Source organism: Sphingomonas sp. Leaf67, from assembly GCF_001421965.1.
GTDB lineage: Bacteria > Pseudomonadota > Alphaproteobacteria > Sphingomonadales > Sphingomonadaceae > Sphingomonas.
Map to the genome: position 1 here is coordinate 134,670 of NZ_LMLP01000003.1, position 12,279 is coordinate 146,948.

Annotated in this window: 11 protein-coding genes and 2 pseudogenes; 11 read left to right on the top strand and 2 right to left on the bottom strand. The window is 68.1% G+C overall.

The features are described 5' to 3' along the window. Positions 1–6 precede the first annotated feature (6 nt). Together ASE90_RS06625 and ASE90_RS06630 are read left to right on the top strand one after the other, a co-directional pair. Positions 7–1,302, top strand: a complete 1,296-nt coding sequence (locus ASE90_RS06625) for a serine hydrolase domain-containing protein (RefSeq protein ID WP_055998078.1) — start codon at positions 7–9, stop codon at positions 1,300–1,302. Between the two features lie 100 nt (positions 1,303–1,402). Next, positions 1,403–2,395, top strand: coding sequence for a DUF1080 domain-containing protein (locus tag ASE90_RS06630; protein WP_082449624.1), 993 nt, complete (start codon positions 1,403–1,405; stop codon positions 2,393–2,395). A 5-nt stretch (positions 2,396–2,400) separates the two neighbouring features. Here ASE90_RS06630 and ASE90_RS06635 read toward each other — a convergent pair whose 3' ends face one another. Continuing rightward, positions 2,401–3,498, bottom strand: a complete 1,098-nt coding sequence (locus ASE90_RS06635; protein ID WP_162235061.1) for a DUF3616 domain-containing protein — start codon at positions 3,496–3,498, stop codon at positions 2,401–2,403. A gap of 661 nt (positions 3,499–4,159) precedes the next feature. On the opposite strand from ASE90_RS06635, the pseudogene ASE90_RS06640 reads away from it, so the two are divergent. From ASE90_RS06640 to ASE90_RS06675, 9 genes and pseudogenes are all read left to right on the top strand, one after another. After that, positions 4,160–4,636 (top strand): annotated as a pseudogene (locus tag ASE90_RS06640) (YjbE family putative metal transport protein); the annotation flags it as partial. 1 nt (position 4,637) lies between these two features. Next, positions 4,638–4,882 (top strand): annotated as a pseudogene (locus ASE90_RS20510) (TerC family protein); the annotation flags it as partial. A gap of 308 nt (positions 4,883–5,190) precedes the next feature. After that, a complete protein-coding gene (locus ASE90_RS19020; RefSeq protein ID WP_156361480.1) occupies positions 5,191–6,207 on the top strand; it encodes a glycosyltransferase in 1,017 nt (338 codons plus the stop codon). Continuing rightward, positions 6,204–7,178: an acyl-CoA/acyl-ACP dehydrogenase gene (locus ASE90_RS06650; protein WP_055998046.1), complete on the top strand. Its 975-nt coding sequence runs from the start codon at positions 6,204–6,206 to the stop codon at positions 7,176–7,178. Before ASE90_RS19020 ends, ASE90_RS06650 begins: the two co-directional genes overlap by 4 nt. After that, positions 7,175–7,813 carry a PIG-L deacetylase family protein gene (locus ASE90_RS06655; protein ID WP_235531695.1) on the top strand — a complete coding sequence of 213 codons (639 nt, stop codon included), beginning with the start codon at positions 7,175–7,177 and terminating at the stop codon, positions 7,811–7,813. The genes ASE90_RS06650 and ASE90_RS06655 overlap by 4 nt, the downstream gene beginning before the upstream one ends. After that, positions 7,810–8,385: a class I SAM-dependent methyltransferase gene (locus ASE90_RS06660; RefSeq protein WP_055998049.1), complete on the top strand. Its 576-nt coding sequence runs from the start codon at positions 7,810–7,812 to the stop codon at positions 8,383–8,385. Before ASE90_RS06655 ends, ASE90_RS06660 begins: the two co-directional genes overlap by 4 nt. A 304-nt stretch (positions 8,386–8,689) precedes the next feature. After that, positions 8,690–9,574: a CAP domain-containing protein gene (locus ASE90_RS06665; RefSeq protein WP_055998052.1), complete on the top strand. Its 885-nt coding sequence runs from the start codon at positions 8,690–8,692 to the stop codon at positions 9,572–9,574. A 60-nt stretch (positions 9,575–9,634) separates the two neighbouring features. After that, positions 9,635–10,738: a DNA alkylation repair protein gene (locus ASE90_RS06670; RefSeq protein WP_055998054.1), complete on the top strand. Its 1,104-nt coding sequence runs from the start codon at positions 9,635–9,637 to the stop codon at positions 10,736–10,738. Between the two features lie 193 nt (positions 10,739–10,931). Then, entirely contained in the window at positions 10,932–11,939 is a 1,008-nt protein-coding gene (locus tag ASE90_RS06675; RefSeq protein ID WP_055998089.1) for a class 1 fructose-bisphosphatase, read from the top strand. Positions 11,940–12,051: 112 nt separating this feature from the next. On the opposite strand, the gene ASE90_RS20515 is transcribed toward ASE90_RS06675, so the two are convergent. After that, positions 12,052–12,279, bottom strand: a 228-nt coding sequence (locus ASE90_RS20515; protein WP_235531696.1) for a hypothetical protein, incomplete at its 5' end; no start/stop codon positions are given.

A 12,279-nucleotide genomic window follows, 5' to 3' on the forward strand; every position in this document is an offset into this window, starting at 1 on the left:
ATGTCGATGAAATTCTGGAGCGGGTTGCTCGCGTCCGCCACGCTGCTTGCCGCGCTGCCGGCGGTTCCCTCCGCCCATGCCCAGGCGAAGCCGCGGCACATTGCCCACGCCCGGCCGGCACCCGGCCTATCCGCCGAACGGCTCGCGCGACTGTCGACGCTGCTGAAGGCCTATGTCGATCAAGGGCGCATCGCCGGCGCAGTCGTGCAGATCCAGCAGGATGGCCGCACGGTCTATGCCGATGCGGTGGGCTGGCGGGACAAGGAAGCGCGCGATCCGATGCGGCAGGACGCGATCTTCCGCATCGCGTCGCAGACCAAGGCGCTGACCAGCGTCGCCATCCTGATGCTGATGGAGGACGGCAAGCTGTTGCTGTCCGATCCGGTCGGCAAATACCTGCCCGCATGGGGCAAGACGACCGTCGCGGTGGCCAACGACAAGGGCGGTTATGACGTCGTGCCGGCGAAGCGCTCGATCACCATCCGCGATCTGCTGACCCACACCGCCGGTATCTCCTATGGCGGGGGAGCGGGCGAAAAGGCGTGGCGCGACGCGGGCATCTACGGATGGTATTTCGCTGATCGCAACGAACCGTTCGCGGACGTCGTGGCGCGCATGGCGGCGCTGCCGATGGCTGAGCAGCCGGGCACCAAATTCGTCTATGGCTACAGCACCGACATATTGGGCGTGCTGGTCGAGAAGATCAGTGGGCAGACGCTCGATACGTTCCTGAATGCGCGGATCATCGGACCGCTGGGGATGCGCGATACGTCGTTCTACCTGCCGCCGGCCAAGGCGGGGCGGCTCGCCGCCGTCTATGCTGCCGACCCGGCCGGCGTCCGGCGCAACCCCGATCCGGGGGTGTGGAACGGCGGTGGCCATGTCGGGCAGGGCCATTATCTGCGCGGCCCGCGTGTCGCGTTGTCGGGCGGGGCGGGGCTGTTGTCGACCGCAGCGGATTACAGCCGTTTCCTCGAAATGCTCCGGCGTGGCGGCGAACTGGATGGTCGGCGCTATCTCGGGCGCAAGACGGTCGAGCTGATGGTCAGCGACCAGCTGGTCGACATTCCCTATGAACCCGGCAAGGGGTTCGGCCTGGGGTTCAGCCTGCGCACCGATCTGGGCAAGGCGGGTGAGCCGGGGTCGGTCGGCGAGTTTGGCTGGGGCGGTGCCTATCACAGCAGTTATTGGGTCGATCCGGCCGAGCGGCTGACCGTCGTGTACATGACACAGCTGCTGCCCGCCGGGAGCATCGACGACCATGGCAAGCTGCGCGCGCTGATCTATCAGGCGCTCGAATAGGCTGTACGCTACAGATAGCGAACGTTTTCATACCCTTGCCAAGCATCGTCCGCCGTCTATGGTAGCGGTAACGAGATGGTGGGGGTTGATCGTGCGTCGTATGGCAGGGGTGGTTGCTGGAATAGGGGTGTCGGGCGTGCCGGCAGGGTGGCAGGTGCGCGCGGGGCGGATCGCCCTTGCCGCGGCACTGTCGCTGGCCGGTCCGGCAGTGGCGCAGGATAGCAAGGAAGCGGCGCGCGCCATCGCCGACGAACCGGCGACGACGCCGCAGCGGCTGACGCTGGTCGACCTGCCGAAGCCGGTGGGCAAGAAGATCGCACTGTTTGACGGGCGGACGCTGAAGAACTGGGAACCGTGGCTCGGCTATGCCGATCCGGCGTTGACCTATCGCAACCCGCCCGACAAGCCGGTCGGCACGAGCCGCGATACGCGCGGCGATTTCGCGGTGCGGATGGTCGACGGTGCCCCGGCGATCTGGGTTAAGGGCGAGACGTGGGGCAGTCTGGTCCACCGGGCCGACCTGCGCGATTACCACCTGCGCCTGCGCTTCAAATGGGGCGCGAAGACCTATGCCCCGCGCGAGACGCAGCCGCGCAACAACGGCCTGCTCTATCACACGCACGGCACGCCCGGCGAAGTGTTCGGGACGTGGCGGCCATCGGCGGAGTTCGAGATCATGACCGGGTCGACCGGCATGATCGTCGCGGTCGGTCCGAAGCTGCGCGGGCATACCGATGTCAGCTTCGACCCGTCACTGATCGCGCCGCATCTTCGCTATCGCGCGGGCGGGCGCACGATCGATATCGTCAACGGCACGCCCACATGGAATGTCGAGGCGGCGACCGACGCCGAACGCCCGGTCGGCGAATGGAACACGATCGACCTCTATGTCGTCGGTGACCGGGCGGTGCATGTCGTCAACGGCGTGCCCGTCGCCGAAGTGCGCGACCTCGCCACCATCGCCGCCGATGGCCGCCGCCAACCGCTGACCCATGGCCGCATCCAGCTCCAGTCGGAGGGGGCGGAGACCTGGTTCCGGGAGATCACCGTCGAGCCGATCCGGACGCTGCCACGCATCGTGGTGGGTGGGTAATCGGGTCACCCATCCCGGTCGGGCAGCCGAAAGCGGTCGCAGCGGACACTGTGCGTCGTCCGGTCGATCCGCGCGGCGGCGGGGCTGTCGCAGATGACCAGCAGGTCGCGTCGACCCTCCGGCAGGTCGATGAGCACCAGCCCTTCCGGGTGATCGTCACCGCGCCCGAACGGCAGGTCGATGATCCGCTCGGGCCGGTGCCGCCGCACGATCTGGTCATGTTGGGGTGGATCGCCCAGCCAGTCCGCCCACCGATACACCGCGCACGGCCCGTCCAGCCCGGTGGTCGGGCCGGCGAGGATCAGCAGGTCGGCCCCGTCGCGCTTCAGGTCGCGAATGCCGAGGCCGTCCAGTTCCAGTACACGGATGTGCATCGGGCCAAGGATCTTGAGGCGACCGGTCCGGGTCGGCACCACTTCGACTTCCAGCAGCACGGCATAGGTCTGGATCACCGGACCGCGCATCCCGATCGCGATCCGGTTGCCGGCGACCGCGATCCCCTCCAGATCGGCGCCGCCCTCCTTGGCCGCGATGCGGGTGAAGGGGCGCAGCAGCGGGCTTTCCTGCATCAGCCGCGACAGGCGGTTGCCATATTTAGTCTGGCGCAGCATCCCCGCCCGGCGATCGCCGTCGCGCCGCACCGGCAGCACCGCGCCGTCCAGTTCGGGGTCGGCGGCCAGCGGCAGGCGCGCCAGCAGGCAGCGCGGCCGCGTATTCTTCAGCGTGGCGAACTGGGTCAGGTCGATCCGGTCGTCGCCCTGCTTGCCGATCTTCGGCCGGGTCCGGGCGTGTGATCCCAGCACCCACAGCCAGCCATGCTCCTCGGCCAGCCCCTCGATATCGGCCTCGCCCGACGCGTCGAGGTCGAGGATCGCGTCGAGCGGGAAGCGGCGATGCTGCCCCCAGCCACCCTCGCCATCGCCGATCAGCCGTTCGAGCCGGACGCCCTCGTCGCTGCCGAGGAACATCGTCCGCCCCTGCCGCGCCGCTGCCGACAGGTCGAGCGCGGGATCGTCGGCGTCGCCGCGTTCGGCATTCAGGATCAGGCGCTCGGTGCCCGACGGCTGGGTAGTTGCGGGCCATGGCGTGGACGGATCGGACATCGGCAAATCCTCGAAAGCCATGATATGGTCGCGCCGGACAGCCGGTGGACCAACGCCTGGCCTCGCACGAACGGATGATCTGGCTGTGGCAGGGTACGACCCTCGACCGCGATTGCAATCGCCGCTTTTACCGGACCGGTGCGAACATCCCGAACAGAACCGGATCGCGCTTTCACTCCGGGGTCGGCCGGAGGCTGGTTGGGCAGGCTTTTCCGCACGTTGCCGATGTCCCCTAAACTGGCCCCGGCCTTTGCCGGGCTACGGATGAAGGCTTTCGCGGGTGTTCCGTGCGGGTACGTCGTCGCGCAGTTTCAGAGAGGTTTCGTCCGTACGATGACGGATGGCATCATGGGAGCGCGCCTCGCCGTTCCTCCGGCATCGCTTCACGCTCCCCCCATCGCATGCCATACCGGGTGCATATCGGGTCTTGCGGTGATCGGTCGGGTTGACCATCAGCGGAGCGCGCCGATCCCTTTACGGCGTCTGTGTGGTCCTGCCGTTTGCCGGTATGATCCTGCTCGCCTTTCCTGCATGAGTTGAACCGATGACCGAACTTTGGAACCATATCGTCGCGGACTTCGCCAATATCGGCAGTCCGTCCGCGCTCGCCGCCTTTACGCAGGTCGTGCTGATCGACGTGATGCTGGCCGCCGACAATGCNCCATATCGTCGCGGACTTCGCCAATATCGGCAGTCCGTCCGCGCTCGCCGCCTTTACGCAGGTCGTGCTGATCGACGTGATGCTGGCCGCCGACAATGCCATCGTCGTCGGGGCGCTGGCCGCTGGCTTGCCGGCGGAGATGCGGCGCAAGGTGATCCTGATCGGTGTCGGTGCGGCGCTGGTACTGCGCGTCGCCTTCGCACTGGTCGTGACGCAGTTGTTGCAGCTCACCGGTCTCGTCTTTGCCGGCGGACTGCTGCTGGTGTGGGTCGCGTGGAAGATGTGGCGCGAACTGCGCGATCATGACGATACGCCGGGCGAGGACGGCGCGCTGAAGGCAGTCGTCCCGCGCAGCTTCGCCAGTGCCGCGTGGGCCGTCGCGGTCGCCGATGTCAGCATGAGCCTCGACAATGTGCTGGCGGTGGCCGGTGCGGCGCGCGAGCATCCCGGCATCCTCGCCGTCGGCCTGATCCTGTCNGCGGTCGCCGATGTCAGCATGAGCCTCGACAATGTGCTGGCGGTGGCCGGTGCGGCGCGCGAGCATCCCGGCATCCTCGCCGTCGGCCTGATCCTGTCGGTCGCGCTGATGGGCCTCGCCGCCAATGGGCTGGCGCGGGTGATCGAACGCTATCGCTGGGTCGCCTATATCGGCCTTGCCGTCATCGTCTATGTCGCCTGCCGCATGATCTACGAAGGGCTGACCGATCCGTCGCGCGGCGTGCTNACGCTATCGCTGGGTCGCCTATATCGGCCTTGCCGTCATCGTCTATGTCGCCTGCCGCATGATCTACGAAGGGCTGACCGATCCGTCGCGCGGCGTGCTTGCGCTGTTTGGCTGAACCGGATGGCGGCGGGGCCACCCGTCGCCAATGGGGCCGTACCGGAACCGAACCGACCGCGCGCCGTTCGTTACCCAAGCGATATCAATCGTCTGGAGGACACTCCTCCATCGCATCGGATCACCGGCGGGGCAGCGACATGACAGCGGATGACATAGCGGGACGGTTGGTACAGCGCGGCGGACACCGTCGTTGACCGCCGCGCCGGTCGCGATCTGCATTCCGGCGCGCGACGAGGCGGAACGGCTGCCGCGCCTGTTCGCCGCGCTCGACCGGCTGATCGTACCGCCGGAGACGGCGTTGACGCTTTGCCTGCTGCTCGACGGCTGCACCGACGCCAGCATGGAACCGATCGCCGCCTATCGCGCGACCGGTCGCCATCCGTTGATCGTCGACAAGGTCGATCGCGCCGCCGCCAATGCCGGCCGCGCGCGCGACCGGGCGATGCGACTGGGGCTGGCGAGCGTGGGGCAGGGGGATGCGATCCTGCTGACCACCGATGCCGACAGCCTGCCCGCCCCCGACTGGGTGACGGTCATGACGGCGGCGCTGGACCATGCGGACCTCGTCGTCGGCGATGTGGTCCGCAGCGGCCGGGGCGGCAATCCGGATCAGGACCGGATCGAACGCCATTATGCCAGCCTCTACGCGCTGCGCCGCCGGATCGATCCGGTCGCGTGGGAGGCGCCGGCCGTCCATCATCATGCCAGCGGTGCCAATATGGGCCTGCGCGCCACGACCTATGCCACGCTTGGTGGGTTCCTGCCCGTGATGCGGGGAGAAGATGCGCGACTGGTCGACGACGCGGCGCGCGCCGGGCTGCGGGTGCGGCGCGATGCGGCGAGTATCGTCCATACATCCGACCGGCGGGTCGGACGGGTGCGCGGCGGACTGGCGACGGTGCTTTGCGATCTGGATCGCGATGGTCTGGGGTCGGTCAGCGTTGCGCATCCCGCCGATCAGCTATGGCAATATCGCCTGCATGCAGCCGCCCGCCGGGCGTTTGCTGGCGGCGATTTTGTCGCGTTGAGCGCGCAGGTCGGGCTCGATCGCGACCATCTGCTCGGTGTCGCCCGCGACTGCCCGAATGCGGAGGCGTTCGCGATGCGCGTCGTGCCGGTGCCGCCGGGCGGCATGCGCCACATTCCGTTCGTCGCCGCCGAAGCCGCGCTGGCGGCGCTGACCGCCAGCCCGGCGGCAGCGGCGTGAGCGACCTGCGCGACCGGATCGCCGGACTGACCACCGAACTGGGCGACCCGGCCGATCCCGCCGATGCACCGGCGCTGCTGACCCTGTTGCGACTGCTCTACCGTATCGGGCGCGCGGACCTGCCGCTCGGGCGGTTGTTCGAGGGCCATGTCGATGCCGCGCAGATCGTGTCGCGCTATGGCAGTGCGGCGCAACGCACCCGACTGATCGCGATCTTGCGCGACGGCGGGGCGCTGGGGGTCTGGAATGCCGACCTGCCGGGCGACGGGTTGCGGTTCGACGGCGACCGGATCGATGGCGGCAAGAGTTTCGCGTCGGGGGCGGGGGTTCTCAGCCATGCGCTGGTCAGCGTCGATGCGCCGGGCGGGCGGCAATTGCTGCTCCTCGACCTCGCCCGCGTTCCGCCCGTCGTCGACCGCAGCTTCTGGCGCGTGGTCGGCATGCAGCGTTCGGAGACGCATATCGTGCGCTGGGCCGGATCGCCAATTACTCTCGACGACCGCATCGGCGCGCCAGGCGATTATGTCCGCGAACCGTGGTTCAGCGGCGGTGCGCTGCGCTTTGCGGCAGTGCAGGCGGGCGGTGTCGCTGGCATCGTCGATGGCGTCCGCGATCATCTCGTAACGACCGGTCGCGCCGCCGATCCGCATCAGGCGGGCCGGCTCGCCCGGCTGTACGCGCTGGGCGAGGCGGCCGCCGGGGCGGTGCGAACGGCGGCGGCGGCGTGGTTCGCCGACGATGCCGCGCGCCTGCCCGCCGTGTCCGCCGCGCGCGCCGCCGTCTATGCGGCCGGGGGGGAAGCGATCGCGGTCGCGCAGGAGGCGGTCGGCGTCGCCGCGCTGTTCCACGACCATCCGCTGTCCGCGCGGCTCACCGACCTTGCCATGTATCTGCGGCAGCCCGGCCCCGATGCGCAGCGAATGCTGGTCGGCGCGGCGGTCGCCGCCGGCACGCTGACGGTGGCGCTGTGATCCGGCCGGGCGGGCTGCTGATGGTCGCGCCGCATCCCGATGACGAGACGATCGGCGGCCATGCCCTGATGGCGCGGATGCGCCGGCGCGGCGTGCCGGTCCGCGTCCTGATCGTCAGCGACGGCGCCGGATCGCATCGCGGCAGCACGACATGGCCGCGCCAGCGACTGGTGCGCGAACGGTGGCGCGAGACGCGGATGGCCCTGCACCGCATCGGTGTGACCGCCCGTGCCATCGGCTTTCTCGACCTGCCCGATGGCGATGTCGCCGCGCATGGTGGCGCGATTTGCCGGGCCGTCGCGCGCGCCCTCGCCACCCTGCCGGGACCGGTGCTGGCGCTGGCCCCGTCGCCGCGCGACGACCATCCCGACCACCGCGCCGTCGCCGCCGCCGCCCGCCCGGCGCACGGCGTACGCTGGCTCGCCTATCCGGTGTGGCCGACCGGACAGCGCCTGCCCGCCGCCCGCCCGATGCCGCTGACCGCACAGGAACGCCTTGCCAAGCGGCATGCCATCCGCCGCTATCGCACCCAGACGGGGCATATCACCGACGATCCGACCGGCTTCGCCCTTACCGCCGCACAGATCGCTGCGTTCAGCCGTCCGAGCGAAGTCTTCGCGGCGATGCGGCGATGAGGGCGATCACCCTCGACGGGTTCGAACGGACCTTCACCATCGATCCCGATCCGTGGCAGACCTTTCGCAACCGCGACGAGGCGGTGAAGCGGCAGGCGATCCTGCATGCGATCGGGGCGGGGCCATGGGGCCGCGTCGTCGAACTGGCGGCGGGCAACGGGTCGAACAGCGTCGCCATCGCGCCGCGTGCGCTCCGCCTCGATGCGACCGAGGCGACGGCGGCGGGGACGAAGCTGGTGGCGAGGGCGCTGGCCGGGACAGGGCGCGCCCGTGCGATCCGTCTCGCGGTGCCGGCGCGATTGCCGCGAACGACCTATGATGTCGTGGTCGTTGCCGAGTTGCTCTACTATCTCGGCCCCCGCGCGATGCAGCGTACCGCGCGCGACGTCGCCCGTGTACTGCGGCCGGGCGGGACACTGGTTCTGGCGCATCACCGAATCGATTTTCACGACTTTGCACAGCACGCTGCTCCGTTGCACCGGCAGTTTCTGCGCGCGACCGGTTGTGACTGGCGGGTACGCCCGGTCCACCGCAACCGCCGCTGGGCGGTGCTCGCCTGTAGCCGGGCCTGACTGCACCTGCCGCGGACGCTATGCCGGTGCACGCAGCGTTTACCGAAGTGCAACCCAGTCCGACGTACGCAGGGGAAATCGTGCCGTTATCGCCGCAGCAGGACTTTGAATGATGCGCTCCATTTCTCCTGCGAACTCCGGCTCCGGTCGCCGCCAACGCCTTCGCCGGGTCGCGCCGCTGCTGCTGGCACTCGTTCCGGGCTGTGGCGGGGGTAGCACGTCCGGCAGTGGAACGATCGTCGCGCCCGCGGTCACCCCCGCTCCGACGCCCACGCCGACCCCGACGCCATCCCCCGTCGCAACGGTGCGCGAACCGGCCACCGGCGCGGATTTCGCGACCTCGGTCGAACAACTCTATGCCGCCGCTCCCAACATTCCCGCCTGTCAGACGGGGCAGTTGAAACCGGCGGTCGGGGCGCGGGTACTGACGGTGGTGAATGATATCCGTGCCCGTCACGGCCTGCCCTCCGTCACCTATTCGACCGCCGAGGAAGCGGCGTCGATGCAGTCGGCGCTGATGATGGCCGCCAATGGCCAGCTCAGCCATACGCCGCCGGTCGACTGGAAATGCTATACCGGCGCGGGTGCGACCGCCGCGGGACAGAGCAACATCTATCTCGGCTATGGCTCCGGCCTGCGCTATTCGCAGGATGCCGACATCATGATCGGGTTCCTGACCGACGTCGACAACCTGGTCGCGAACAATATCGGGCATCGCCGCTGGCTGCTGTATCCGTTCCTGTCGAGCATCGCCTATGGCCGCGTCGCCGGGGCCGAAGCCATTCGCGGGCGCTCCGACGGGGCATCGATCAAGGTCATCAACACGACCCAGAACACCGCCGGTCCCTTGCCCGATTTCGTGGCCTATCCGTATCAGGACTACCCCACCCGCTATTTCGCCAATGGCGCGCTGCTGTCGTTCAGCGTCATTGCCGACAAGACGCGCAATTTCGGCGCGAACGCGCAGGTCCGCTTCGCCAACGCGGCGATCGCGGTCCGGGCGCGCGACGGGGCGGCGCTGACCGTGGGCAATATCGCCTATGACAATGACGGATACGGGCTGTCGAACAACCTGCAGTGGAGCGTGGCGGGTCTGGCGGCGAACACGACCTATGACGTGACGATCAGCAATGTCGTGGTGGCAGGCACGCCGCGAACCTACAGCTATTATTTCCGCCTGACGCCCTGACCCTTGCGGTGCCCACAGGGACACTGGTACGGCACGGCGGATACCGCTGGTGGAGCCGCCATGTCCCGGACGACGTCCCCTTTGCTCAAGGACCTGCTCGGCCCCGACGCGATCGCGACGATCGCCGACGCCGGTGTTGCGGCGTCCCCGCGCTTCGATCGCGAGGCGTTCGTCGCCGCCGCTTCGGCCGGGCTCGACGCGCTGTCGGTCATGGAACGGGTGCGCCATATCGCCGATGCGCTGCATCCCGCATTGCCGGCCGACTATGCGGCGGCGCTCGACATGCTGCGCGCGATGGCCCCGCGCCTGACCCATGCGTTTCAGGCGATGGCGATCACCGAATATGTGCCGCGATACGGTCTGGCCGATGTCGACCGGTCGCTGGCGGCGCTGGCCGACCTGACCCGCTTCGGCAGTGCCGAATTCGCGATCCGGCCGTTCCTTGCGCAGGATGTCGACGGCACGCTGCGCACGATGCGTCGCTGGACGGTGCACGACGACCCGCATGTCCGGCGTCTGGCCAGCGAGGGGAGCCGGCCGCGCCTGCCATGGGGTACGCGCATCGCCGCGTTCCGGCAGGACCCGACCCTGGCCGCGCCGATCCTCGACGCGTTGCGTGCCGATCCCAGCGCCTATGTTCGCAAATCGGTCGCTAACCATTTGAACGACATCGGCAAGGATCGGCCGGACTGGCTGGTCGCGCATCTGTCGCGCTGGCCGGGCGACGATCCGCAGTCGGCGTGGATCATCCGCCATGCGCTGCGCACGCTGGTGAAACAAGGCGATCCGGCTGCACTGGAATTGATCGGGGCCAGCCACGCCGTCGAGGTCGCCGTCGATCGGTTCGCGATCGAACCGGCGACGATCCGGCTTGGCGAACCGGTCACCATTGATGTCCGGCTGCAATCGACCGCGTCGATCGATCAGCGCGTCGTGGTCGACTACCGGGTCCACTATGCCCGGCCGCAAGGCAAGGTCGCGCCCAAGGTCTTCAAACTGAAGACGTTCGATCTGTCGGCGAACGCGGTGGCGACGCTGACGACGCGGCAGATGATCCGTGATTTCAGCACCCGGCGGCATCATGCGGGACGGCATGTGGTCGAGTTGCTCGTCAACGGCCGGACCCGTGCCACCGCGTGGTTCGATCTGGTCGATCAGGGCTGAACGGTTGGTCCGGTAGCCGAACGCCATACCGCGTGCCGGTGGTTCCGACGCCGGATTGGGCGATTGTCCCGGGAAAGACGGGTTGCGACGCATCTTCCCGACCTGTCGCGCTTGCGCAACGGATGCCTGCCATGGTTGGAATGTGACAGGCACGACGAAAGGAAGCTGAATGACGAACCCCGAACCGCCGGCGATGCAGCCGGCCATCACCTTGTCACGGTTCCTGATCGAGCAGCAACGCCGCAACGCGGAAAGCTGTCCGGCCGAGTTGCGCCTGTTGATCGAAACGGTCGCGCGCGCGTGCAAGACGATCGGCCATGCGATTTCGAAGGGTGCCCTGGGCGATGTGCTCGGCGCGCTGGGCAGCGAGAATGTGCAGGGCGAGGTCCAGAAGAAGCTGGACGTGATCGCCAACGAACTGCTGCTCGACGCCAATGAATGGGGCGGCCATCTGGCGGGCATGGCGTCCGAAGAGATGGAGACGATCCATCGCATTCCCAATCGCTATCCCAAGGGCGAATATCTGCTGCTGTTCGATCCGATCGACGGGTCGAGCAACGTCGATGTCGACCTGTCGGTCGGCACGATCTTTTCGGTCCTGCGCGCGCCCGAGGATTGCGCCGGACGCGACGTGACCGAGGCCGATTTCCTGCAGGCCGGGCGCGAGCAGGTGGCGGCGGGCTATGCGATCTACGGGCCGCAGACGCTGCTGGTGCTGACCGTCGGCGACGGCGTGTTCGAATTCACGCTGGACCGCGAGGTCGGTTCGTGGCGGCTGACCGACGGGCGGATGCGTATTCCGGCCGGGACCCGCGAATTTGCGGTCAACATGGCGCGTCGCCGCCAATGGTCGCCCGACATCGCCCGCTATATCGAGGATCGCATTCAAGGGTCGGAAGGGCCGGGCGGCGTCGATTACAACATGCGCTGGACCGCATCAATGGTCGCGGACATCCACCGCATCCTGAAGCGTGGCGGCGTGTTCCTCTACCCTTCGGATCATCGCAACCCCGGCAAGGCACGGCTGCGGTTGCTGTACGAGGCGAATCCGATGGCGATGCTTATCGAGCAGGCCGGCGGCAAGGCGACCGATGGCTATCGATCGATCCTCGATATCGCGCCGGAAGGCCTGCACCAGCGGGTCGGGGTCGTCATCGGCGATGCGTATGAAGTGGATGTTGCCAGCGGCACCGATGCATAGGCGGTTGTACTGACGATTGTCGGAACGGTCCCGGTCCTGTCGTCAGCCGGGACCGGAGCACGGATCGGAAAATGTAGTAGCGGTCGGTTCGAACGGCGCAGATGGCGCATGTTCAACCGGACCCTGCCGCCACCAGATCGCGGGCGCGGCGCCGCGACAGGCAGTATTCGGGGAATGCGGCGACGACGGGCGACAACGACCGGTGTTTGAGATTGGCGATGCCGATCCTGCGGCCGACGCGACTAGGTGTTTGATCCCACGGTTTGATGGTGCGATCCTTTCGTTGGAATGGAAGGAAGCCGTATGGGACAGGTTCGTCACGGGAGCGCCACGACCACGC

What these genes read in the sequence shown, in the direction of transcription:
- ASE90_RS06625 (WP_055998078.1), top strand. Translation starts at nt 7, where the DNA reads ATGAAATTCTGGAGCGGGTTGCTCGCGTCCGCCACGCTGCTTGCCGCG.
- ASE90_RS06630 (WP_082449624.1), top strand. Translation starts at nt 1,403, where the DNA reads ATGGCAGGGGTGGTTGCTGGAATAGGGGTGTCGGGCGTGCCGGCAGGG.
- ASE90_RS06635 (WP_162235061.1), bottom strand. Translation starts at nt 3,498, where the DNA reads ATGTCCGATCCGTCCACGCCATGGCCCGCAACTACCCAGCCGTCGGGC.
- ASE90_RS06660 (WP_055998049.1), top strand. Translation starts at nt 7,810, where the DNA reads ATGAGGGCGATCACCCTCGACGGGTTCGAACGGACCTTCACCATCGAT.
- ASE90_RS06670 (WP_055998054.1), top strand. Translation starts at nt 9,635, where the DNA reads ATGTCCCGGACGACGTCCCCTTTGCTCAAGGACCTGCTCGGCCCCGAC.
- ASE90_RS06675 (WP_055998089.1), top strand. Translation starts at nt 10,932, where the DNA reads ATGCAGCCGGCCATCACCTTGTCACGGTTCCTGATCGAGCAGCAACGC.